The organism is Nakamurella deserti (genome assembly GCF_003260015.1).
In the GTDB taxonomy this organism is placed as follows: Bacteria; Actinomycetota; Actinomycetes; order Mycobacteriales; family Nakamurellaceae; genus Nakamurella; species Nakamurella deserti.
The window spans coordinates 123,712-145,966 of sequence record NZ_QCXS01000003.1; the positions used below are offsets into that span (position 1 = coordinate 123,712).

Below are 22,255 nucleotides of genomic sequence, written 5' to 3' on the forward strand. Positions count from 1 at the left end.
CGGATGTTCGTGGCCCCGATCCGGCCGGCCCTGCCCCACCGACCCCGCCGCAGGAACCGCGGCGCCGACGGCGACCCGCCACAGGATCTCCGGCCGTCGGGTCAGTGCGCGTCCTCCCAGGCCTTCCACGCCTGGTCGACCACACGGATCGCGTCGTCGACGTCGTCGGTGACGTGGATGAGGTCGAGGTCCTTCTCGCTGATCTTGCCGTCGGCGAGGACGGAGTTGCGGATCCAGTCGACGAGGCCGCCCCAGTACTCGGTGCCGAAGAGCACCACCGGGAACTTGGTCACCTTCTTCGTCTGCACCAGCGTCAGCGACTCGAACAACTCGTCCAGGGTGCCGAAGCCGCCGGGCAGGCAGATGAAGGCCTGCGAGTACTTGACGAACATCGTCTTGCGGACGAAGAAGTACCGGAAGTTGATGCCCAGGTCGACGTACTGGTTCATCCCCTGCTCGAACGGCAGCTCGATGCCCAGCCCGACGCTCATCCCGTCGGCGTCCTTGGCACCGCAGTTCGCGGCCTCCATGATCCCGGGGCCGCCACCGGTGATGACCGCGTAGCCGGCCTCGACCAGCGCGGCGCCGATCCTGCGCGCCGTCTCGTACTGCGGGTGGTCGCGCGGGGTGCGGGCGCTGCCGAACACCGAGACCGCGCGGGGCAGGTTGGACAGCGACCCGAAGCCCTCGACGAACTCGGCCTGAATGCGGAAGACCCGCCACGGGTCGGTGTGCACCCAGTCGCTCGGGCCGCGGGTGTCCAGCAGCCGCTCGTCGGTGGTGGAGGTCTGGATGCGCTGGTCGCCGCGCAGCACGACCGGACCGCGGAAACGCTCCGGACGGGGCTCGCCGTCGGTGTCGGCGCGCAGCTTCGGATCGCCGTCGGAGGCCGCGGTCTGGGCCTGCGCGTTGGCGGCGACGGCCGCGTCCTGCGCATCGGTCGGGTTCTGGTCGTGGGGCACGGGCATCCGTTCGGGTCGGCTCGTCAGGTCAGCTGAAGAAGGTGCGCAGGACCGCGGCCATCTCGCGGATCTGCTGTCGGGAGACATGTTCCTCCCGGGTGTGCGCGAGCGACGGATCGCCCGGGCCGTAGTTCACCGCCGGTATTCCCAATGTTGCGAAACGCGCCACGTCGGTCCAGCCGTACTTGGCCACCGCGGTGCCCCCGGCGGCGGCCACGAACTCCGCCGCCGCGGGTGCGGACAGTCCGGGCCGTGCGCCGGGGGCGACGTCGAGCACGCGGACGTCGAAGCCGTCGAAGAACGTCGTGACGAACGCCAGGGCGTCGTCGGCGTCACGGTCGGGTGCGAACCGGAAGTTGACCTGCACCACGCACTCGTCGGGGATGACGTTGCCTGCCACCCCGCCGTTGATGCGCACGGCGTTGAGTCCCTCCCGGTAGACGCAGCCGTCGATGTCGACGTCCCGGCCGGGGTACTGCGCCAGCCGGGCGAGCACCGGCGCGGCGGCGTGGATGGCGTTGCTGCCGAGCCACGAGCGGGCCGAGTGCGCGCGGCGGCCGGACAGCCGGACCTCGACGGCGGCGGTGCCCTGGCAGCCGGCTTCGACCGCGCCGTTCGTGGGCTCCCCGAGGATCGCAAGATCGCCGGTCAGCCAGTCGGGCAGCTCGCGCTCGATGCGGGTGAGGCCGTTGCGCTCGTGTTCGACCTCCTCGCAGTCGTAGAAGACGAACGTCAGGTCCCGGGACGGCTCGGGCAGCGTGGCCGCCAGGTGCAGCATCATCGCGTCGCCGGACTTCATGTCGGTGGTGCCGCAGCCGTGGATGAGGTCGCCCTCGCTGCGGGACGGCACGTTGTCGGCGATCGGCACGGTGTCGATGTGGCCGGCCAGGATCACCCGGGTGGCCCGGCCCAGGTGCGTCCGGGCCAGCACGGCGTTGCCGCTGCGCAGGACCTCCAGGTGCGGCAACGCCCGCAGCGCGGCCTCGATCAGGTCGGCCAGCGGCTCCTCGGTGCCCGACACCGACGCGATGTCGACCAGGGTGGCGGTGAGGTCGTCCGGGTCGGCGGTGAGGTCCAGGGCTGCCGGGGTCGTCATCGGACCGACCTTACTGGCGGGTGCCGAACGCTCCCTCGGGACCGCGCCGGGCCGGATGCCGGGACCGCCGCCGGTAGCGTCGGGGCCATGACACGCACGGGCACGCTCGTCCTGCTCGGCGCGATCACCGCCCTGGTGGTCGGCGTCGGATGGGTCGCGGTGTCGTTCGTCCGCGACGCCGGGGCCTCCGTCACGGGCGCCGGCGCGGAGTGCACGGTGGCGCTCACGGCCGCCGCACCCGCAACCACGCTCGCGCTCTCGGAGTCCTCGGTCGTGCTGTCGGCCACCGGGACCGTGGCCGAGATCCCCAACACCGCCGCGCTGACCCTGGACGCGGTGCAGCTGCAGCACGCGTCGACGATCAACGCCGTCGGGCTGCTGCGCGAGCTGCCCGACCGGGCCCGGGTGATCGCGCTGGCCACCGCCCTGCAGGAGTCGTCGTTGCGCAACCTGCCGGACGGCGACCGGGACTCGCTGGGCCTGTTCCAGCAGCGGCCGAGCCAGGGCTGGGGCTCCGTCGCCGAGATCGGTGACCCGGTGTACGCGTCGAACGCCTTCTACGACGCGTTGCTCGACGTGCCCGACTGGGCCGGCCTGTCGCTCACCGACGCCGCGCAGGCGGTGCAGTATTCCGGGTTCCCGGACGCCTACGCGAAGTGGGAACCGGCCGCGTCGCGGCTGACCGTGGCGCTCTCGTCGGCCGAGCCCGGCCTGGTCGACTGCCGGGCCGGCGCCGTCGCGCCCACCGCCGACACCCCCGGGCGTCCGGCGGTGGCCGGTGTGGAGGCCGCGGTGCCCGGGTTGGCGACGCTGATCGCCGAGGCGCAGGCCGAGCTGGGCGGGCTGACCGTCGCCGGGCTGGCCGACGACGGGCGGACCGCGACCGTCGACGCGTCGATCGGCGGGCTGGACGCCGGCCGCAGCGCCGCGGTGGTCGCCGCGTGGACGGTCGCGCACGCCACCGGCGCCGGCGTCTCGCACGTCGCGGTGGCCGACCGGCTGTGGTTCGACCACGCCTGGGGTGCGCTCGACCCGGCGGCCCCGGCCGGTCGGGTCCGCGTCACGCTGGCCGGGTGACCGCACCCCGATAGGGTTTCCCGCATGACTGATCTCGTGACCGGCGGCGCGTCCGCCATCGGACTGGCCACCGTGACCGCCGAGGACGTCGTGCTCGACGTCTGGTACCCGGCGCCGACGCTCGGCTCCGACCCGGTCGCGCAGCCCGACCTCGGCGAGGCCGAGCGGTTCGACGCCGTCCGGGAGGTGAGCCTGCGGGTGGTGACGACGGTGATCGCGTCACTCGCCGACGCGCCGACCTCCACCGCCGACGCCTACCTGCGGCTGCACCTGCTGTCGGCACGGCTCGTCCGGCCGCGGACGGTCAACCTGGAGGGGTTGTTCGGCCTGCTGCCGAACAACGTCTGGACCTCCCTCGGCCCGGTCGAGCCGGCGGCGGTCGAGGCCGTGCGGCTGCGGGCGCTGCGGGCGGGTGTGCGGCTGGCCGTGACCGGAGTCGACAAGTTCCCCCGGATGACCGACTACGTGATGCCCGCCGGGGTCCGGATCGCCCACGCCGACCGGGTCCGGCTCGGCGCCCATCTGGCCGCCGGGACCACCGTCATGCACGAGGGTTTCGTCAACTTCAACGCCGGCACGCTCGGCACATCGATGGTCGAGGGCCGGATCTCGCAGGGCGTCGTGGTCGGCGACGGCAGCGACATCGGTGGCGGCGCCTCGATCATGGGAACGCTGTCCGGCGGCGGCAAGGAGGTCGTGTCGATCGGCGAGCGGTGTCTGCTGGGCGCCAACGCCGGTATCGGGATCTCGCTGGGCGACGACAGTGTCGTGGAGGCCGGGCTGTACGTCACCGCCGGAACGAAGCTGACGCTGAAGGACCCGGACGGCAAGCGGACGGTCAAGGCCGGCGAGCTGTCGGGGGTGGCCGGGTTGCTGTTCCGGCGGAACTCGCTCAGCGGCGCCGTGGAGGCCGTGCCGCGGTCCGGCTCCTGGGGTGGGCTGAACGCCGTCCTGCACGCCGGGCAGTAGGGACCGACGGCGGCGCGCGGCGCCCGGCCCGCCGCCGTGGCCGGTCGGCGATGACTCAGGCGGCGAGGCGCTCGGCCGCGCTGGCGACCCGCTCGTCGGCGGCGGTCAGCGACACCCGCACGTGCGAGGCCCCGGACGGCCCGTAGAAGGCCCCGGACGCGACCAGGATGCCGCGATCGGCGAACCAGCCGACGGTGGCGTCGGCGCTCATGCCGCGGGTGCACCACAGATACAGCCCGGCTTCGGAGTGGTCGATGCGGAAGCCCGCGTCCGACAGCGCCTCCATGAGCACCGCCCGCCGTTGCCCGTAGCGTGACCGCTCGGCCATCACGTGACCGTCGTCGTCCAGCGCCGCGATCGCCGCACCCTGGATCGGCCCCGGCGTGATCAGCCCCATGTGCTTGCGCACCTGGAGCAGCCGGTCCACCAGGGTGCGGTCACCGCTGACGAAGCCGATCCGGTAGCCGGCCAGATTGCTGCGCTTGGACAGCGAGTGCAGGGCCAGCAGGCCGGTGTGGTCGCCGCCGCTGACCGCGGGCGACAGGATCGAGATGGGCTGGGAGTCCCAGCCGAGGTCGATGTAGCACTCGTCGCTGGCCACGATGGTGTTGTGGGCCCGCGCCCAGCCGACGATCTTGCGCAGCTGCTCGGCGCTGAGCACCGCGCCGGTGGGGTTGGACGGCGAGTTGAGCCACAGCAGCGACACGTGCGTGGACCCGGACTGCGCCGGGTGGTCGAGCCGCACCAGCTGGCAGCCGGCGAGCCGGGCCCCGACCTCGTAGGTGGGGTAGGCCAGCTCCGGGATGCCGACGGTGTCGGTCGGCCCGAGGCCCAGTTGGAACGGCAACCCGGCGACCAGCTCCTTGCTGCCGATGGTCGGGAGCACGGCGGACGGATCCAGGTCGGGCACCTCGTGGGTGCGCGCCAACCACCGCGAATACGACTCCCGCAGGGCGAGGGTGCCCTGCGTGGTCGGGTATCCCGGGAAGTCGCTCGCGGCGGCCAGCGCCGTGCGGACCGCGTGCGGGACCCGGTCGACCGGGGTCCCGATGGACAGGTCGACGAGACCGCCGGGGTGCTCACCGGCCCGCTGTTTGGCCTCCAGGAGGCTGTCCCAGGGGAAGGCCGGCAGCCGCGTCTCCCAACCGGGCACCGTCAGTGCCCCTCGCCCATCGGCGGCAGGGCCGCGATCATCGGGTCGTCCTTGTTGATCTTCCCGGTCCGCGAGGCACCACCCGGCGAGCCGAGGTCGTCGAAGAAGTCGACGTTCGCCCGGTAGTAGTCCTTCCACTGCTCGGGGACGTCGTCCTCGTAGAAGATGGCCTCGACGGGGCACACCGGCTCGCAGGCGCCGCAGTCGACGCACTCGTCGGGGTGGATGTACAGCATCCGGTCGCCCTCGTAGATGCAGTCGACGGGGCACTCCTCGACGCAGGCACGGTCGAGGACGTCGACGCACGGTTCGGCGATCACATAGGTCACGGCGGGGCTCCACACACAAGCTCGGGGTCTTCGGTCACCACACCCGCCCGCGTCGGTCCGGATTCACCGGAATGCGGGTCAGAGCCCTTCCAGTATGACCCGCCCGTGGTGGGGCGACCGACCGGACGGGGCACCCTCAGTGCTCGGCCGGTGTGCGTTGCGTGGTGACCCCGGGCACATCCGGCGGCCGGACGCCGTCACCGGCGCGCGTCCGGGCGACCATCGCGAGCTGGTGCGCCCCCCAGGAGAGCCCGACGCCCACCGCCGCCGCCAGCGCGCCGACGCCGAGCAGTAGGGTCGCGCGCCAGTCGCCGATGACCAGCGGATAGCCCAGCGTCCGGGAGAAGCTCAGGTACACCGCGGCGACCAGCCACCCCAGCGCGGGAGCGAGCGCGGCGAGCATCGACCCGGTCAGCCGGTAGCTCAGCCGGATCGCCAGGAACACCACCCCCGCACCGAGCAGCGCGCTCACCGGGACCGGCACCACGCCCAGGTACAGCGGCAGGAACAGCACCGCGTACAGGGTGCCGATCACCACCAGCAGGGTCAGCCAGCCCACGATCACCCGGTCGAGCCGGGCCGCGCCCGGGGACGACGTCGGTGTCGGGGACGCAGTGTCGCCCGGCGCGGCCGGGGTGCCGTCCGGCGCGGCCGGGATGCCGTCCGGCGCGGCCGGGGTGCCGTCCGGCGCGGTGGGGGTGGCGGGGGTGCTCACGCGAGTCCGGCGAACAGGTCGTCACCGGCGGGACCGGCGGGCAGCGGCTCGCCGTCCAGCAGGCTGAAGTACTCGACGTCCAGCACCGGCTGGGCGATCCGGTTGGACAACGCGAACCCGTCCGGCAGCAGGTCGATCTGGGTGGCGTGGGCGGCCAGCGCCGCCCGGTGGCGCGCGCGGAGACCGACCACCGGCACGGCCACGTCGACCCGGTCCGCGGTCACGGCGAAGCCCAGGTCCGCGGCCACCGGCGCGGTGTACCCGGCGGCGGGGACGAACCCGGCGAGGGCGTCGCGCACCACGTCCGCGGGTCGCACGACGGCGAAGAACCGTCGCACCGACCCGGCCCGGCGGGCCGCCTCGCGGGCGATCTGGTGCGCGGCGATGTGGTCCGGATGGCCGTAGCCGCCGTCCGCGTCGTAGCTCAGGACGACCTCGGGAGCCAGCTCGTCGAGCACCGCCAGCAGCTCGCCGACCGCGGCCTCGAAGCCGGGCGCCCCCGCGGCGGCGTGCACCAGCGCCCGCGGGTGCCGGTGTGCGGGTGAGCCGGCCATGCCCGAGTCGCGGTGGCCGCCGATCCCCCCGAGGTAGCGGTGGTCGACGACCCCCAGGGCACGGCAGGCGGCCTCGAGCTCACCGTGCCGGTAGCCGCCGAGCTGGTCGGCGCGGTCGGCGGCGAGCTGCGCGAGGTGGGGCGGGATGATCTCCCCCTCCTCGCCGAGGGTGCAGGTCACCAGCGTGACCCGGTCGCCGGCGGCGGTGTGCCGGGCCAGGGTGCCGCCCATGGTGATCGACTCGTCGTCGGGGTGGGCGTGCACCGCGAGGAGTCGGTGGCTCATGGACCCAGCCTAGGGCGCGCGCCGCGGACGCCGGACGCGCGACGGCCCCGGCTCCACGCGGGAGCCGGGGCCCTGACGGCCGGTCAGCGGCCCATCTCGAACGACGCCCCGGGGATCGCGTCGAGCAGCGCCCGGGTGTACTCCTGCTGCGGGTGGTCGAAGATCGCGTCGGTGGTGGCGCGCTCGACGAGCCTGCCCTTCTGCATCACCAGCACGTCGTCGGCGATCTGCCGGACCACCGCGAGGTCGTGGGTGATGAAGAGGTAGCTGAGGCCGAACTCGGCCTGCAGGTCGTTGAGCAGCTCCAGCACCTGCGCCTGGACGAGGACGTCCAGCGCCGACACCGCCTCGTCGCAGACCACGACCTCCGGGTCCAGCGCCAGCGCCCGGGCGATCGCGACGCGCTGCCGCTGCCCACCCGAGAGCTCGTTGGGGAAGCGCCGCATCGCCGACGCCGGCAGCGACACCTTGTCCAGCAGGTCGCGGACCTTGGCCTCCCGGCTCCTGCGGTCGCCGATGCGGTGCGTGCGCATCGGCTCCTCGATGATCCGGAAGATCGAGTACTGCGGGTCCAGCGAGCCGTACGGGTTCTGGAAGATCGGCTGCATCTTGCGGCGCAGCGCGAACATCTCCCGCGTGGACAGCCCGACGATGTCCCGGCCGTTGATGATCACCCGGCCGCGCGTCGGCTCGAGCAGCCGCAACACCATCTGGGCGATGGTCGACTTGCCCGAACCGGACTCGCCCACGATGGCGGTGGTGGTGCCGCGCGGCACGGTGAACGAGACGTCGTCGACGGCGAGGAACTTCGAGCCCGCCCCCGGCCGGCCGCCCCGGATGGAGAACTCCTTGGTCAGGTTCTCCACCACGATGACGTTGTCCACCGCCGCCGCCGCCGGCAGCGCGGTCGCCTCGGCCCGCACCTCCCCGACGTCCAGCTTCTCCACCGCGACGTCGGCGGCGGCCGCGTGCGCGGACTGCAGGCGCCGCGACGACAGCGACGGCGCCGACGCGACCAGGCGCCTGGTGTACGGGTGCCGCGGCGAGGCGAGGATCTCCCGGGCCGGTCCGCTCTCCACGACCTGGCCCTTGTACATCACCACCAGGTGCTCGGCGCGCTCGGCGGCCAGCCCCAGGTCGTGGGTGATGAGCAGGACGGCGACGCCCAGCTCGGAGGTCAGCTCGTCGAGGTGGGTCAGGATCTGCTGCTGGACGGTGACGTCCAGCGCCGAGGTCGGCTCGTCGGCGATCAGCAGCTTGGGTCGCGCCGCCAGCCCGATCGCGATCAGCGCCCGCTGCCGCATGCCCCCGGAGAACTCGTGCGGATACTGCCGCGCCCGCCGTTTGGCGTCGGGCAGGCCGGCCTCCTCGAGCAGCTCGGCGGCCCGCGCCTTGGCCGCCCGGCCGCGGCCGAGGCCGTTGGCGGTGAGTGCCTCGGCGATCTGGTGGTCGATGCGCCAGACCGGGTTGAGGTTGGTCATCGGGTCCTGTGGGACCAGGCCGATGGAGTCCCCGCGCAGTGCCACGATGTCCTTCGGGGAGGCGTGCGCGATGTCGCGGCCCTCGAAGAGGATCTGCCCGCCGGCGACCCGTCCGTTGCCGGGCAGCAGCCCGATCACCGACAGCGCGGTCGTGGACTTGCCCGACCCGGACTCCCCCACGATCGCCACCGTCTGCCCGGGGTAGACGGTGAGGTTGGCCTGCCGGACGGCGTGCACCTCGCCCTCGGCGGCGGTGAACTTCACGTCCAGGTCGATGATCTCCAACAGCGGGGTCGAACGGTCGGGGGCGCCGCGCCCGCCCTTGGTGAGCGACGGAGTGGTGTCGGTCATCGCTTCCTCTGGGTGGGGTCGAGGGCTTCGCGGACGGCGTCGCCGAGCAGGATGAAGCTGAGCACCGTCAGGGCCAGCGCGGCCGACGGGTACAGCAGCACGGCTGGCGCGTTGCGCAGCGACGTCTGCGCCGCGGAGATGTCGTTGCCCCAGCTCATCACCGAGCCGGGCAGGCCGAGCCCGAGGAACGACAGGGTGGCCTCGGCGACGATGTAGGTGCCCAGCGACACGGTGGCGGTGACGATCATCGGCGGCAGGGCGTTGGGCAGCACGTGCCGCAGCAGGTTGCGGAACCGGCTGACCCCGAGTGCGGTGGCCGCGGTGACGAACTCGCCGTTCTTCACCGAGATCACCGCGCCGCGGGTGATGCGGGCCATCTGCGGCCAGCCGAACGCGGCCAGCACGGCCACGACCTGCCACACGGTGTTCGAGCCGCGGAACATCTGCATGAAGATGATGGCGGCCAGGATCAGCGGCACGGCGAAGAAGATGTCGGTGATGCGCGACAGGATGGCGTCGAACCAGCCGCCGTAGAACCCGGCCAGGGCGCCGAAGGTGCCGCCGATCAGGACCACGGCCGCGGTGGTCGCCACACCCACGGTGACCGAGGCGCGGGCGCCGTGGACGACCCGGGAGAAGATGTCGCAGCCCTGCTTGTCGAAGCCGAACAGGTGGCCGCTGCGGCTCGGCGCGAGGCTGTTGCCGAGCTCGCAGAACCGGGGGTCGTTCCTGGTCAGCACCCCGGGGAAGAAGACCACGAACAGGATGAACAGGATCAGCAGTGCGGAGACGACGAAGATCGGGTTCCTGCGCAGCGCCTTCCAGGCGTCCCGGTAGAGGCTGCTGGGCGCGGACTCCTTGGTGAGCGCGTCCGTGGCCAGCAGCGGCGTCTCCTCCAGGTCGGCCAGGTAGTGCGTCTGCCCCGCGCGCGGGCCGGCCGAACCGGTCGACATCAACGGCGCCTGCGGGGTGGAGGGGAACAGCGGGTCAGACATAGCGGATCCTCGGGTCCAGGGCTGCGTACAGCAGATCGACGATGAGGTTGCTGATCACGTAGACCAGCACGAGGGCGGTCACCACCGACACCACCACGGTGGACTCGCCGCGTCGGATGGAGTCGTAGAGCAGGCGGCCGATGCCCTGGATGTTGAAGATGCCCTCGGTGACGATCGCGCCGGCCATCAGCGAGCCGAGGTCGGCGCCGAGGAAGGTGACCACCGGGATCATCGAGTTGCGCAGCACGTGCACCGAGATGACCCGCCGGTTGCTGATGCCCTTGGCGCGGGCCGTCCGGACGAAGTCGGCGTTGAGGTTGTCCGAGATCGACTGCCGGGTCAGCCGGATGACGTAGGCCAGCGACAGCGACCCCAGCACGATGGCCGGCAGGATCAGCTTCGCGAACGTGGCGTCCGCTCCCACCGTGGGTTCCACCCAGCCGAGCTTGATGCCGAACAGGAACTGCAGCACGAACCCGAGCACGAACACCGGGATCGCGATGACGACGAGGCTCAGGATCAGCACGGTCGAGTCGAAGACGCCCCCACGGCGCAGCCCCGCGATGACCCCCACCACGATGCCCAGGACGGCCTCGAAGGCCAGCGTCATCAGGGCGAGCTTGATGGTCGTGGGGAACGCCTGCGCCATCAGGTCGATGACCGGGCGCTGGGCGAAGTTGGTGCCGAAGTCCAGGGTGAGCACACCCTTGAGGTACAGCAGGTACTGCACGATGAACGGCTTGTCCAGGTTGTACTGGGCGGTCAGGGCCGCGACCGTGGCCGGGTTGGCCGGCCGGTCACCGAACAGCGCCGCCACCGGATCACCCGGGAGCAGGAAGACCATCGCGTAGATCAACAACGTGGCCCCGATGAACACGGGGATCGAGGCGATCAACCGCCGCCCGACGTACCACCACATGAGCCGACACCTCCGTCTGGAACCGGGCCCGGAGGCCTCACAGGCACGCTGGATGCTGCACAGCACACCGCGGGGTGCCCGTCACCGTTGACAGGTGACGGACCACCCCGCGGCAGACCCGCGCGTGGCGGGCGTTGCTGGATCGGCGGTGGGCGGGCGACACACCCGCCCGACCGCCGGGTCCTTGTTACTCCTTGGTGATGGCGTAGTACAGCGGGACGCTGTCCCAGCCGAACGTCACGTTGCCGACCGTGTCCGCGGATCCGCCGTCGACGTTCTGGTACCAGAGCGGGATGGCGGGGAGGTCGTTGAACAGCACGGTCTGCGCCTGCTGGTACAGCGCGGTGCCCGCTTCCGTGTCGGGAGCGGCGGCGGCCTGGTCGATCAGCTTGTCGAACTCGGCGCTGGAGTAGTCACCGTCGTTGGAGCCGGCACCGGTGTAGTAGAGCGGCCCGAGGAAGTTCGACATCGACGGGTAGTCGGCCTGCCAGCCGCTGCGGAACGCGCCGGTGATGGTGCGATCGGTGATCTGCGTCCGGATGTCGGCGAACGACGGGAACGGAACGCCCGAGGCGTCGATGCCCAGCGTGTTCTTCAGGCTGTTGCTGACCGCGTCGACCCACTCCTTGTGCGGCCCGTCGCTGTTGTAGGCGATGGTGAAGGAGCCGCTCCACGGGGCGATGGCGTCGGCCTCGGCCCACTTGGCCTTGGCGGCGTCGGCGTCGTAGGTCAGCACCTCGTTGCCGGGGACCGAGTCGGAGTAGCCGGCGATGACCGGCGAGGTGAAGTCCTTGGCCGGGGTGCGCGTGTTGTTGAAGATGACCGAGGTGATCTCGTCGCGGTTGATGGCCATCGAGATGGCCTCCCGGCGCAGCTTGCCCTCGTCGCCACCGAAGTGCGGCAGGTTCTGCGGGATGGTGAAGGACTGGAAGATCGCGGCCGGCTGGTTGACGGCGCGGTCGCCCAGGTCCGACTCGAAGGTGGTCAGTGCGCTCGGCGGCAGCTGGTCGATGACGTCGAGGTTGCCCGACAGCACATCGGCGTAGGCGGCGTCGTTGGTCGCGTAGAAGACCAGGTTCAGGCCGCCGTTCTGCGGCACGCGGTCGCCGGTGTAGGTCTCGTTCGGCACCAGGCTGATCGAGTTGCCGTGGTCCCAGGCCTGCAGCTTGTAGGGGCCGTTGCCGATCGGGTTCTCACCGAACGCGGCCATGTCGGCGAACGCCGCCTTCGGCAGCGGCATGTAGGCCGAGTAGCCCAGGCGCAGCGGGAAGTCCGACTGCGGGGAGACCAGCTTGACGGTGAACTCGGTGTCGCTGACCACGGTCAGACCGGACAGCGTCTGCGCGGTCGGGGTCTCGGCGTTGACCTCGGCGAAGCCCTCGATCGGATCGAAGAAGTAGGACGACAGCTGCGCGTTGGTGCCCAGCGCGCCGTAGTTCCAGGCGTCGACGAAGGAGTTCGCGGTGACCGGCTCGCCGTTGGTGAACGTCCAGCCCGGCTCGAGCGTGATGGTCCAGGTCTGGGAGTCGTCGGAGGTGATGGACTCCGCGACCTCGTTCTGCGGGGCGCCCTCGGCGTCGTAGTACACCAGGCCCGCGAAGATGGAGGTGAGGACCTTGCCGCCGCCGACCTCGTTGGTGTTGGTCGGGACCAGCGGGTTCTGCGGCTCGGAGCCCAGGGCGGTGACGATGCCCGTGGTGGCTCCACCGGAGCCGGCACCGCCGGAGCCGGCGGCGCTATCGCTGGACGAGGTGCTCGTCGTGGTGTTGCTGTTGTCGTTGCTGCTGCCGCAGGCCGTCAGCACGAGGCTGGTGCCGACGATGACGGCGACGGTCCTGAGTAAGACAGATCTCGGGGTGTGCCCCACGGATCCTCCTCTTCGGGTGGATGGCTGCACGGCGCGGATTTACGCCTTGCTCACTATGTACCTTTACCGGCCGACCAACCTACCGCGCGGTAACAATTGGGCCGCGAAGCTGTGCCGGAAGGGTCAGCCACGGCTCCGGACGTTCCCGAACGGGGGTTGTCGGGCCGCCGAACCATGCACAACCGGTCATTTCGACGACCCTGGCCGCGGGGAGTGCACCGTCCGGGTCGACCGGTACCGGGCCAGCGTGCCGCAGGAATCTTTCCGGCGCATGACGCGGGCCCGTCGACGGGCCGCACCCCGGCCCTGCCGCCCGCCGCCGCGGAGGTCCGGTGCCCGCGACACCGGTGTCACCATGGACCGGTGCGCATCCTGAACCGCTGGTCCGACCGCACCGCCGCGCGGCTCGGCGCCACCCGGGTCTTCCGGCCCCCGGTCGGGATGGTGGTCAGCGCGCTGTGGGTGCTGGTGACCGTCGCCTGGCTGGCTGCGGCAGCGACCGCCGGATGGCGGTCGCTGCTGGTCCAGCTGCCGCCCCTCGCGCTGCTGTGCGTGCTGGTCTACGCGACGTGCACCCGGCCGCTGGTGGCCGTCGGACCGGACGGCGTGGTGCTGCGCAACGTGTTCCGGGACGTGACGGTGCCGTGGCCGGCCCTGGAGGCGGTGGACACCCGGTACGCCCTGACGTTGTCGGCCGGCGGTCGTCGGTACGCGGCGTGGGCCGCGCCCGCGTCGTCGCGGCTGTCCACCGCGCGGACCACCCCCGCCGACCTGAAGACCGTCGCCTGGAGCGACGCCGACGGTCCGATCCCGGCCAGCGCCACCCTGCGCAGCGACTCCGGGGCGGCCGCGGCGCTGATCCGCCGGTTCTGGTCGCCCGGCGCCGCCCCTGCCGACCCGGCCGCCGCGCGTGCCGTGCAGGTCCGGTGGGCCGGCGGCGTGCTGGCCGCCGTCCTGGTCACCGCCGCGGCCACCGCGCTGGTCCTCGTCCTGGCCTGATCCGGGTCCGTCCCGCCCCCGTCGCGGTCAGGTGAACAGCGACCCCCGCGCCACGGCGGCGGCGTCGGGCTCCTCGTCGGCGCCGGCGGCCAGCAGCCGGGCGCGCTCGGAGCGGCGGGCCTGCTGCTCGTCGGGGTCCGGCACCGGTGCCGCGGCGATCAGCCGCCGCGTGTAGTCGTCCTGCGGGTCGAGCAGGATCTCCTCACGGGTGCCGTACTCGGCGACCTTGCCGTGGTGCAGCACGGCGATCGAGCGCGCCACGATCTCGATGACCGCGAGGTCGTGGCTGACGAACAGGCAGGCGAAGCCGTACTGCTGCTGCAGGTCCTTGAACAGCTCCAGGACGTGCGCCTGCACCGAGACGTCCAGCGCGCTGGTCGGCTCGTCGGCGACCAGCAGCTCCGGACCCAGCGACAGGGCCCGGGCGATCGAGACCCGCTGGCGCTGCCCGCCGGACAGCTCGTGCGGGTAGCGGTTGCGGTACTGGTGCGGCAGCCGCACCGACTCCAGCAACGCCTCGACCCGGCGGTCGAGGTCCCTGCGGCGCAGCTTCTCGTGCAGGTACAGCGGCTCTCCGATGGACTCGCCGATGCTCATGCGCGGGTTGAGGGAGGCGGCCGGGTCCTGGAAGACGATGGCCACCTTGCGCCGCAACGGACGCAACTGCTTCTGACTCAGTCCGGACAGCTCGACGCCGCCCACCGACACGCTCCCGCTGGAGATGGGCAGCAGCCCGGCCACCGAGCGGCCGATCGTGGTCTTGCCCGACCCGGACTCGCCGACCAGGCCCATCACCTCACCGGGGGCGACGCTGAACGAGACGTCGTCGACGGCCCGGAAGGCCGGCACCCGGCCGCGGCCGGTGTACTCCAGCACCAGGTTGCGCACGGACAGCGCCGGTACCGGGCCAGGATCGGCGGCGGCCGCGGTGTCGTTCCTCGATGGTTCCCGGACGCTGGTCGCAGCGATGTCGGCACCCAGGTGCGGCACCGAGGCGAGCAGGTCCCGGGTGTAGTCGACCTGCGGACGGGCGAAGATCTCCCGTACCGGTCCGTGCTCGACGATGTCGCCGTGGCGCATCACCACGACGTCGTCGGCCAGGTCGGCGACCACGCCCATGTCGTGGGTGATGAGCAGGATGGCCGAGTCGAGGCGGTGGTGCAGGTCGCGGAGCAGATCGAGGATCTCCGCCTGCACGGTGACGTCCAGGGCGGTCGTCGGCTCGTCGGCGATCAGCAGCACCGGATCGCAGGCGATCGCCATCGCGATCATCACCCGCTGCCGCTGGCCGCCGGACAGCTGGTGCGGGTAGAGGTCGTAGCGGCCGGCCGGGTCGGGCAGGTCGACCAGGGTGAACAGCTCCACGGCCCGCTCGCGTGCCTTCGACGGGCTGATGTCCTGGTGGGACAGCAGCACCTCCGCGACCTGGTAGCCGACGGACAGCACCGGGTTCAGCGCGGTCATCGGCTCCTGGAAGATGAGCCCGATCTCGCTGCCGCGGATCCGCCGCAGCGCCGGCTCCGGAGCGCCGATCAGCTCGGCGCCGCGGATCTTGGCGCTGCCGGACAGCCGCGCGTTGGCGGGCAACAGGCCGAGCATGCCCATCGAGGTCACCGACTTGCCCGAGCCGGACTCCCCCACCACCGCGAGCACCTTGCCCGGCATGATGTCGAAGTTGACGTGCTGGGACGCCATCACCCACTCGCCGCCGACCCGGAAGTCGACCCCCAGATCGCGGACCGACAGCACCGGGCCACCGGCCTCGGTGGCCGGCCCCTCGGCACCCTGCTTGCGGAAACCGAACGGCCGGTTCATGCCTTGGACCTCGTCTGCTTCGGGTCGAACGCGTCGCGGAGGCCGTCGCCGATGAAGTTGATCGCCAGCGAGATGACCACGATGAACACCGCCGGCCACCAGAACAGGTACGGCCGGGCGTCGATCGCCTGCCGGTTGATCTGCACGAGCAGGCCGAGCGACGTGTCCGGCGGTTTGACGCCGAACCCGAGGAAGCTCAGCGCGGTCTCCAGCAGGATGGCGCCGGAGATGGCCAGCGTCGCCGACACCGTGATGACGCCGATGGTGTTGGGCAGGATGTGCCGGAAGATGATGCGGGGGCTCGAGGCCCCGACGGAGCGAGCGGCGTCGACGAACTCCCGCTCCCGCAGCGACAGGAACTCACCGCGGACGATGCGGGCCAGTCCGGTCCAGGTCAGCAGGCCCAGGAAGACGCCGAGCAGCAGCACGCCGCCGCCGCCGATCTTGTTCACGACCACCGCCGCGACCGCGATCAGCGGGATGGTGATGAGCACGTCGGTGATGCGCATCAGCACGCCCTCGACCCAGCCGCGGTAGTACCCGGCCAGGGCGCCCACCACGGTGCCGATGACCGTCGAGACGATCCCGACGAGCAGCGCGATGATGATCGACTGCTGCATCCCCCGCATGGCCAGCGCGAAGTAGTCGCGCCCGGAGGTGTCCTGTCCGAACGGGTGGTCCCCGAGGGAGAACGGCCACAGCTGCAGGGTCGGCTCGCCGCCGTTGGTCAACCTGGGTTCGAAGGTCAGGTACGACTGCTTCCACCAGCCGGGGAGCGGTCCCCAGCCGATCGAGGTGAAGGCCAGCAGGACGATCAGGACCAGCACCACCAGCCCGACCATCGCCGCGCGGTGCCGCAGGAACCGCCGCACCACCAGGCGCAGCTCGGACTGGGCGGCGGTGACCGCACCGGCCGAGACCGCCGGGCCGGCGGTCTCGGTGTCCAGGGTGACCAGCGAGGTCATCTGCCGCTCGGTCTCCGGGACGTGCGGATCCGTGCCGGCGGCCGGCGTGCCCAACGGGACGGCGTCGGGCTCCAGCGGGTCGACCGCGCCGTCGGCGCGGTCGTTCGGGTCGTACGGGCTGCTCATCTGCACATCACCCCAGCCGGATTCGTGGGTCGAGATAGGCGTAGGCGATGTCGGCCAGCATGTTGAACAACACCGTGGCCGTCGCTGTGACCAGGAAGAACGCCATCACCGGGTTCGGGTCGACGTTGGTGATACCAGTGGAGAAGAGCTTCCCCATGCCGCTCCAGCCGAACACCGTCTCGGTGATGATCGCGCCACCGAGGATGCCGGCGAAGTCGAACGCGACGAGGGTGGTCAGCGGGATCAGCGCGTTGCGGAAGGCGTGCCGCACGATCACCGTGCGGTGGTTGAGGCCCTTCGCCTTGGCCGTGCGCACGTAGTCCTGGCCCATCACGTCCAGCATGCTCGCCCGGGTGTAGCGGGTGTAGCTGGCGAAGGAGATCAGCATGATCGCCAGCGTCGGCAGGATGAGGTACATCAGGTAGTCGAGGTTGGTCGTCCAGAAGTCCGCGTTCAGGTTGGCGGACTCGCTGCCGGTGGTCTTGATCGGACGGCCCCCGGTGCGGGCGAACAGCGTCGGGTAGGCCGCCAGCAGCCGGTCGTAGATCATCAGCAGCGCCATGGTCAGGCCCACGAGACCCGCGACCCGGCCGGCCAGCAGCCGCTGCTCACCGCCGATCAGCTTGCCGACGACCACCCCCAGCACGATCAGCCCGACCGTGACCGCGAGCACGACCACATACCCGCCGTCGATGACCGGTCGCGCCAGCGCCACGATGGCCACCGTCGCGAGCACCACGGTCGCCACGGCGGCGATGAGCACCGACCGGGTGCGGGCGGACAGCCCGGCGAACAGCGCCGTCCAGCCGACCGCCGCGGCGAGGCCCACGACGACGATGCCGACCACCCCGAAGGACGGCGTCCGGAAGAACCCGGTGGCCAGCAGCAGGTAGACCATCGCGAACGTGGCGACGAAGGCGACGGCGAAGACGAGCGGCGCCCGCCGGCGGCCGCCACCGATGATGAGCGCCCAGAACAGGCCGGACAGCAGCGCCACGACGGCGATGCCGGCGTAGGTCAGCGAGGGGTCGCCGAGCCAGGTGTTCAACTCGATCGCCAGGTACTGCTTGAGCAGCGTGGACACGAAGAACACCGGCAGCGAGAAGCAGAGGAACGCGACCAGGGTGATGGAGTAGTCGAAGACGCTGTACTGGCGCAACGCGGTCACGATGCCGGTGACGACGCCGAGGATGAGGGCGAGCAGGGTCGCCGCGATCACCAGGCGCAGCGTCGACCCGATCGCCGCCTCCAGCTGGGGCAGCACGGGTTTGCCGTCACGGTTCAGGCCGAGAGTGCACTCGCGGGCCCAGGGCCAGAGGCAGCGGCCGACGTCGCCCAGCCACAGGAAGTACCGCAGCGGCACCGGGGTGTCGAGGTTCAACGCCTGCGTCCGGGCGCTGATCTTGGCCTCGCGCGTCGGACCGCGGTCCTCCAGCAGGTCCTGCAGCGGGTTCCCGGACAGGGCCACCAGCACGTAGGTCAGTGCGGTGGACGCCAGCAGGATGAAGAACGACACCACGAGTCTTCTCGCGATGAAGACGAGCACACAGCCCCCGATCGGGTTCGAGCAGTTCGGTCGTGTCCGACACGGCGGGCCTGGTCGGCCGCCGGATCATCCCGGAACGGGGGTCGCCCGTCCCGGGCACAGTACGCACCCGGCGGGCGGAGCCGAGGCTCCACCCGCCGGGCGTGGACTGCGGACTACTCGGACTTGCTCCAGGTGAAAGCGTTCCAGGTCACGCCGTACTGGGTCGGGTTGAAGGCCGGCCCGGTGACCTTGGAGCTCCACGCGGCGATGCCGGGGTTGGCGTAGAGGACGGCGTTGTAGGGGTTGGCCCACAGCTCCTCCTCCATCGGGATCTTCGCCTGCTCGGCCGACTCACGGTCGGTGTCGCGGATGACCTTCTCCCAGGCGTCGTCGACGATCTTGCTGGAGTAGCGGCCGTAGTTCTGTGCGCCGTCGGTCACGTAGATCGACTGCCCGGAGGCGACGAGACCGGAACCCGACCAGCCGAACAGGGCCAGGCCCCAGCTGGTGTCCTTGAGCGCGAGCGTGGTGAAGACGTCCTCGTCGGGCTTGGCGACGATGTTGAAGCCCGCCTGGTCGCACGAGGCCTTGATGACCTGCGCCTGGTCGGCGCGCAGCGTCGACGTGCCCGAGAAGGTCAGCTGGACCTCGTAGGGGATGGTGACCCCGGCCTCGGCCAGCTTGGCCTTGGCGCCCTCGATGTCCACGTTCTCGTACAGCTTGGCGCTGGGCACCTGGGCGAGGATGTCCTCGTAGTTGCCTTGGGCGGGCAGGAACTCGCGCAGGTTCAGCACCTGGGCACCCTCGAAGACGGGCTTGGCGTACTTCTCGACGAGCTCCTCGCGGGGCACGCACAGCTCGAAAGCCTGTCGGACGGAGATGTTCTCCATCGCGCCACCGGGGCCCGAGTTGAAGTCGACGTGGCTGAACGTGTAGCTCTCACCGGCTTCGTAGGTGATGGAGTCGGTGGCCGCGTCGAGCTGGGCCTTGATGTCACCCGAGGGGTTGGACGGGTCGAAGGCGTCGATCTCGCCGTTGGCCATGGCCTGGACCCACTCCTGGTCGTCGACCAGCTTGAACACCAGCGAGTCGGTGACGGCCGGGGTGCCCCAGTAGGCGTCGTTGCGCACGACGGTGAGGTTGCCGCCGGAGCCGCTGTCGACCTTGTAGGGGCCGGAGGACGGCAGGATGGCGGTGTCCGGCAGCGACGGCAGGTCGACCTCGTAGTCGAACCCGGTGCTCCAGAACGCACCCACCGGGGTGAGCTTGGCGGTGTCGTTGTCCTGGATGGCCTTGACCAGTTCGGCGCCGTTGTCGGCGCTGCTCAGGCCGGCCTGCTCGGCGACGATGTGGGCGGGCGCGAACGTCGTGCCGACGAGCGCCTCCCAGTCGGCGTAGGGCTCCTTGAAGACCCAGGTGAACTTCTTGTCGCCGGCCGCGCCCTCGGGCATGTTCAGCTCGGCGAAGCCGTTGGTGCTGGCGGCGGTGAACAGGTCGACGTCGTTGCCGTCCGCGTCCTTGCCGCCCGGGTGGGTGCCGGAGAAGGCGGCCCACTGCAGCAGCACGTCGTCGAAGTCGATCGGCACCCCGTCGGACCAGACCGCGTCGTCGGCGATGGTGATGTCGATGGTCAGCGGATCGTCGGAGACTTTCTCGTAGCTGCCGAAATCGGCGTTGGCCTTGAGCGTGCCGTCGGGCTGCACGATTACCAGCGCGCTCTGCGTGACGTTGTCGACGTAGGCGCAGTAGACGCTGTTGGAGGCGGCGTTGTTGCAGTTGTAGCCGCCCGGCGTCTGCTCGAGGCCGATGTTGATGGTGTCGGCGATGGGTCCTTCGGGTGCCGAGGACGACCCACTCGACTCGCCGGTGGCGGCGCTGCTGGTGGCGGTGCCCGCGGGCGGCGGCGTGTTGCTGGTCGTGGTGTCACCACCGACCGAACCACTGCACGCCCCGAGGACCATCGACGCGGCGATCCCCGCCGCGGCGTAACCCAGAATGCGTCTTCTCATGGAGCGTCTCCCTCTGGGGTCGGACGGGAGGAACGGGCGTTGCGCCCACCATTTGTCCGAAACATCCCCTGCTGAATGTGTGCGACGCAGGCAAACGTATGCGGAACGTCTGTGAGCGACGAGAGCGGGGTGCCGGTTGTTACCGAAAGGAAACAGTCCGGGACGGTCCGAACAGGTCAACGCGAGGTGAACGCGGCGGTCCTAACGGGGGTACTTCGTCCCGTTCGGCACGGGGCGGACCGGCGGTCCGGGGTTACCCACACGTACCGTCACCCCGGCGACCGCCAGTCGGGAAGGGTCCGCAGCGGCCCGCTCCACAGCAGGTCAGCGGCGTCCGGCGGCAGGTCGACCGCACCCAGGGCGGGTCCCAGCGCGAGCACGGCGGTGGGTTCGGCCAGCGGCAGCACGGCGAGCCGCCGCCAGGCCAGGGCGTCCAGATCGTCCACGCCGCCGCCGGCGAGGTAGCCGGTCATCGTCGCCCGCACCCGGTCGTCGCAGAACGGCGGCGGCGCCTCCTCCCCGTCGGGCGCGGTGGTGACCGTCGTGGTGGGGGTCTCGGCGGCGGCGGTACCGGTGGCCGGTTGCGGGTAGCCCGCCGCGCAGGCCAGCAGGGTCGCGGCCCGGCCACGGTCGGACGCCGTCCGCGGGGTGAGCGTCAGCACGATGTCGGGGACCGACACCGAGGTCAACGGGGCCACGACGTCGACCGCCGTCTGCGCGACCAGGTCGAGTTGGATGCCCGCCGCCCCGAGCTGGCGCTGCAGCAGCCGCGCCGCGGACTGCGCGGTGCTGTCGGCGGCGTCGTAGCCCATCACGAGGGTGAGCACCCGGCCGTCGGGGTCGTGCCAATACAGGCCGGTGCGCCGGTAACCGGCGCCGCTGAGCGCGTCGGCGACGCCGTCCGGATCGTCGGTGACCCCGGCCGGCGCGACGGTGGGCGCACCGGGCGCGGCCGGCAGCACGAACGGCGAGGTGGTGGCCAGCGCACTGCCCGCCGCACCGTCGCCGAGCGCGGCCCGCAGGGGGGCGGACCGGATCGCGGCGGCGACCGCGTCGCGTACCGCGGCGTCGGCGGTGAGCCGGTCGGCGCCCAGGTTGAAGACGAGGTCGGTGGTGGCCGGCAGCGGCACCGTGATCCGCCGGACGTCGGTGTCCAGCGCGGCCAGCGCCGTCGCCGCGGACTCCCCCGGCCGCAGGTACACCGCCTGCACGTCGCCGCGGCGCAACGCGTCGACCAGGTCCGCAGGCGCTCCGGCGCGGAGCACCACGCTGGTGGTCGTGGTCTCGGTGGCCCAGTACTTGTCGTTGCGCACCAGGGTGGTCTGGCCGATCACCGGGTCGTAGGCGTCCATCCGGTAGCGGCCGCCGGCCACCGGGATCCCGGTCTGCAGGGCGGTCGCGAAGCCGCCGGGCTCGTCCTTGAGGGTGCGTGCCGGCAGCAGCGGCGAGAACAGCGTGCGCCAGTCGGCGTAGGGCGTCCGGAACACCACGGTCACCGTCTTACCGGCGTCGGCCGACTGGATGCTGGAGATCAGCTGGTACCCGGCCGGGCTCACCACGTCGGTGTTGGACGTCATCTGCCGCCAGAGGTAGGTGAAGTCCTCGGCGGCGATCGGGGTGCCGTCGGACCACGAGGCACCCTGGTTGAGCTCGTAGGTGACCGTGAACGGCTCCGTCGCGGTGACGGCGACCCGGCGGATCAGCGCGGTAGGGACCGCGACCTCGGCCGACGGGCCGGGGGTGAACGCGCCCGGCAGCACGAGCCCGGCGACTGCGGCGCCGGCCGGCGACCACTGGGAGGCGACGTAGGGGTTGAAGCCGCGGATGTCGTCGTCCACACCGAGGCTGATCACCCCGCCGACGACCGGCGGCAGCGGTGTGGTGTCGCCGCCGGTGGTCTCGGGGGCCAGCGGGGCCGGCAGGTTCGGCACCGTGCAGCCGGCGGTCGACGCCAGCACCAGGGCCAGGAACGCACTCCGCCGCCGGCCCCACCGGGAGCGGTGGGAGCGGCGGCGGTTCACGGGGTCAGCCTAGTTTCCCGGGATGGGGAACCCCGGTGG

Annotated in this window: 18 protein-coding genes; 3 read left to right on the forward strand and 15 right to left on the reverse strand. The window is 71.5% G+C overall.

All coding sequences use genetic code 11. The features are described 5' to 3' along the window. Nucleotides 1-101 precede the first annotated feature (101 nt). Together DB033_RS13975 and dapE are read right to left on the reverse strand one after the other, a co-directional pair. Nucleotides 102-869: an LOG family protein gene (locus DB033_RS13975; RefSeq protein WP_420814075.1), complete on the reverse strand. Its 768-nt coding sequence runs from the start codon at nt 867-869 to the stop codon at nt 102-104. Between the two features lie 121 nt (nt 870-990). Continuing rightward, nucleotides 991-2,058, reverse strand: a complete 1,068-nt coding sequence (gene dapE / locus DB033_RS13980; protein WP_111767573.1) for a succinyl-diaminopimelate desuccinylase — start codon at nt 2,056-2,058, stop codon at nt 991-993. A gap of 87 nt (nt 2,059-2,145) precedes the next feature. Between dapE and DB033_RS13985 the strand changes: the two genes are divergently transcribed. Continuing rightward, nucleotides 2,146-3,135, forward strand: a complete 990-nt coding sequence (locus tag DB033_RS13985; RefSeq protein WP_111767574.1) for a hypothetical protein — start codon at nt 2,146-2,148, stop codon at nt 3,133-3,135. 24 nt (nt 3,136-3,159) lie between these two features. Beyond that, entirely contained in the window at nt 3,160-4,104 is a 945-nt protein-coding gene (gene dapD, locus DB033_RS13990) for a 2,3,4,5-tetrahydropyridine-2,6-dicarboxylate N-succinyltransferase (RefSeq protein ID WP_111767575.1), read from the forward strand. A gap of 55 nt (nt 4,105-4,159) precedes the next feature. On the opposite strand, the gene dapC is transcribed toward dapD, so the two are convergent. The 8 genes from dapC to DB033_RS14035 form a co-directional block, all read right to left on the reverse strand. Then, the gene (gene dapC / locus DB033_RS13995; protein ID WP_240615904.1) at nt 4,160-5,257 is read right to left on the reverse strand and encodes a succinyldiaminopimelate transaminase; all 1,098 of its coding nucleotides are present in this window, start codon (nt 5,255-5,257) and stop codon (nt 4,160-4,162) included. Between the two features lie 2 nt (nt 5,258-5,259). Next, nucleotides 5,260-5,586 carry a ferredoxin gene (gene fdxA / locus DB033_RS14000; RefSeq protein WP_157970692.1) on the reverse strand — a complete coding sequence of 109 codons (327 nt, stop codon included), beginning with the start codon at nt 5,584-5,586 and terminating at the stop codon, nt 5,260-5,262. A gap of 136 nt (nt 5,587-5,722) precedes the next feature. Then, the gene (locus tag DB033_RS21150) at nt 5,723-6,301 is read right to left on the reverse strand and encodes a hypothetical protein (RefSeq protein ID WP_205843901.1); all 579 of its coding nucleotides are present in this window, start codon (nt 6,299-6,301) and stop codon (nt 5,723-5,725) included. Next, complete coding sequence (gene mshB / locus DB033_RS14015; RefSeq protein WP_111767578.1) at nt 6,298-7,140, reverse strand: N-acetyl-1-D-myo-inositol-2-amino-2-deoxy-alpha-D-glucopyranoside deacetylase; 843 nt, start codon at nt 7,138-7,140, stop codon at nt 6,298-6,300. Before mshB ends, DB033_RS21150 begins: the two co-directional genes overlap by 4 nt. An 83-nt stretch (nt 7,141-7,223) precedes the next feature. Beyond that, the gene (locus DB033_RS14020) at nt 7,224-8,972 is read right to left on the reverse strand and encodes a dipeptide ABC transporter ATP-binding protein (protein ID WP_111767579.1); all 1,749 of its coding nucleotides are present in this window, start codon (nt 8,970-8,972) and stop codon (nt 7,224-7,226) included. Next, complete coding sequence (locus DB033_RS14025) at nt 8,969-9,967, reverse strand: ABC transporter permease (protein WP_240615905.1); 999 nt, start codon at nt 9,965-9,967, stop codon at nt 8,969-8,971. The genes DB033_RS14020 and DB033_RS14025 overlap by 4 nt, the downstream gene beginning before the upstream one ends. Beyond that, complete coding sequence (locus DB033_RS14030; RefSeq protein ID WP_111767580.1) at nt 9,960-10,886, reverse strand: ABC transporter permease; 927 nt, start codon at nt 10,884-10,886, stop codon at nt 9,960-9,962. The genes DB033_RS14025 and DB033_RS14030 overlap by 8 nt, the downstream gene beginning before the upstream one ends. Nucleotides 10,887-11,073: 187 nt before the next feature. Further along, nucleotides 11,074-12,753 (reverse strand): peptide ABC transporter substrate-binding protein, encoded by a 1,680-nt coding sequence (locus tag DB033_RS14035; protein WP_205843902.1) that lies wholly within the window; start codon nt 12,751-12,753, stop codon nt 11,074-11,076. A 363-nt stretch (nt 12,754-13,116) separates the two neighbouring features. On the opposite strand from DB033_RS14035, the gene DB033_RS14040 reads away from it, so the two are divergent. After that, the gene (locus tag DB033_RS14040; protein WP_157970693.1) at nt 13,117-13,752 is read left to right on the forward strand and encodes a PH domain-containing protein; all 636 of its coding nucleotides are present in this window, start codon (nt 13,117-13,119) and stop codon (nt 13,750-13,752) included. A gap of 27 nt (nt 13,753-13,779) precedes the next feature. On the opposite strand, the gene DB033_RS14045 is transcribed toward DB033_RS14040, so the two are convergent. The 5 genes from DB033_RS14045 to DB033_RS14065 form a co-directional block, all read right to left on the reverse strand. After that, nucleotides 13,780-15,567, reverse strand: coding sequence for an ABC transporter ATP-binding protein (locus DB033_RS14045; protein WP_111767583.1), 1,788 nt, complete (start codon nt 15,565-15,567; stop codon nt 13,780-13,782). After that, a complete protein-coding gene (locus DB033_RS14050) occupies nt 15,564-16,658 on the reverse strand; it encodes an ABC transporter permease (RefSeq protein WP_240615906.1) in 1,095 nt (364 codons plus the stop codon). Before DB033_RS14050 ends, DB033_RS14045 begins: the two co-directional genes overlap by 4 nt. Nucleotides 16,659-16,665: 7 nt before the next feature. After that, complete coding sequence (locus tag DB033_RS14055; RefSeq protein ID WP_111767584.1) at nt 16,666-18,204, reverse strand: ABC transporter permease; 1,539 nt, start codon at nt 18,202-18,204, stop codon at nt 16,666-16,668. 155 nt (nt 18,205-18,359) lie between these two features. Continuing rightward, on the reverse strand, nt 18,360-20,195 hold the full coding sequence (locus tag DB033_RS14060; RefSeq protein ID WP_111767585.1) for an ABC transporter substrate-binding protein: 1,836 nt from the start codon (nt 20,193-20,195) through the stop codon (nt 18,360-18,362). 269 nt (nt 20,196-20,464) lie between these two features. Continuing rightward, nucleotides 20,465-22,216, reverse strand: a complete 1,752-nt coding sequence (locus DB033_RS14065) for an ABC transporter substrate-binding protein (RefSeq protein ID WP_111767586.1) — start codon at nt 22,214-22,216, stop codon at nt 20,465-20,467. Nucleotides 22,217-22,255: the final 39 nt, after the last annotated feature.

Coding starts and splice junctions, on each gene's coding strand:
- DB033_RS14045 (WP_111767583.1), bottom strand. CDS start 15,567: ATGAACCGGCCGTTCGGTTTCCGCAAGCAGGGTGCCGAGGGGCCGGCC.
- DB033_RS14030 (WP_111767580.1), bottom strand. CDS start 10,886: ATGTGGTGGTACGTCGGGCGGCGGTTGATCGCCTCGATCCCCGTGTTC.
- DB033_RS14060 (WP_111767585.1), bottom strand. CDS start 20,195: ATGAGAAGACGCATTCTGGGTTACGCCGCGGCGGGGATCGCCGCGTCG.
- DB033_RS14020 (WP_111767579.1), bottom strand. CDS start 8,972: ATGACCGACACCACTCCGTCGCTCACCAAGGGCGGGCGCGGCGCCCCC.
- dapE (WP_111767573.1), bottom strand. CDS start 2,058: ATGACGACCCCGGCAGCCCTGGACCTCACCGCCGACCCGGACGACCTC.
- DB033_RS13985 (WP_111767574.1), top strand. CDS start 2,146: ATGACACGCACGGGCACGCTCGTCCTGCTCGGCGCGATCACCGCCCTG.
- mshB (WP_111767578.1), bottom strand. CDS start 7,140: ATGAGCCACCGACTCCTCGCGGTGCACGCCCACCCCGACGACGAGTCG.
- DB033_RS14050 (WP_240615906.1), bottom strand. CDS start 16,658: ATGAGCAGCCCGTACGACCCGAACGACCGCGCCGACGGCGCGGTCGAC.
- DB033_RS14025 (WP_240615905.1), bottom strand. CDS start 9,967: ATGTCTGACCCGCTGTTCCCCTCCACCCCGCAGGCGCCGTTGATGTCG.
- dapD (WP_111767575.1), top strand. CDS start 3,160: ATGACTGATCTCGTGACCGGCGGCGCGTCCGCCATCGGACTGGCCACC.